The organism is Mesorhizobium sp. M7A.F.Ca.CA.003.01.2.1 (genome assembly GCF_003998945.1).
GTDB classification, from domain to species: Bacteria; Pseudomonadota; Alphaproteobacteria; order Rhizobiales; family Rhizobiaceae; genus Mesorhizobium; species Mesorhizobium ciceri.
In genome coordinates this window covers 1-618 of record NZ_RZRA01001561.1, presented here as the reverse complement: position 1 = coordinate 618, position 618 = coordinate 1, and the positions used below count along the sequence as shown (strand labels likewise).

The following is a 618-nucleotide window of genomic DNA, read 5'->3' as shown; positions in this document are numbered from 1 at the left end:
GGCCAGGGCAAGGCAGCCGCTCCCGGCGGGCAGTTCGCCAAGAGCGGTGGCGGCCGCATTGCGATCACCGAAAGTCTCGGCCAGTCGGCTTTGGTCAAACGCGGCGGCGAGGGGATGTCGGTGCGCGAGGCGACGATCATCGTCGCATTGGTCAACCATCCGGCACTGATCGACGAGAATTTCGCCCATATCGAGTTTCTCGATCTCGCCAACTCCGATCTGAGGCGGCTGCATGCGGCAATCCTCGATGCAATGGCGCATGACATGGCCAATGACCGGCAGGCGGTGATTGCGACGATCGAACGCGCCGGCTGCGCCGAGATCTGGGAGCGGGCCGTCGGGTTGATCCGGCGGATGCGGCAATGGCCGGCGCTGGAGACCGCCGCCCTTGAAGATGCCCGCGATGCTTTCAGCCAGGCGCTGCACTTGCAGCGCAGCGCGCGCACCTTACATAAGGAACTGAAACAGGCGGAAGCGGCGCTCGCCACCGATCCCACAGACGAAAACTACCGGCACCTGATCGAAATTCAGGCGCAATTCCAGGATGTGCAAGCCACGGAAGCGCTGATCGAAGGGTTTGGCGTCTCCTCGGGCAGGGCAGGGCGAGCTTAGTTGGAA

Annotated in this window: 1 pseudogene; it reads left to right on the top strand. The window is 63.6% G+C overall.

The features are described 5' to 3' along the window. Positions 1–612 (top strand): annotated as a pseudogene (locus tag EN969_RS34190) (DNA primase); the annotation flags it as partial. Between the last annotated feature and the right edge of the window lie 6 nt (positions 613–618).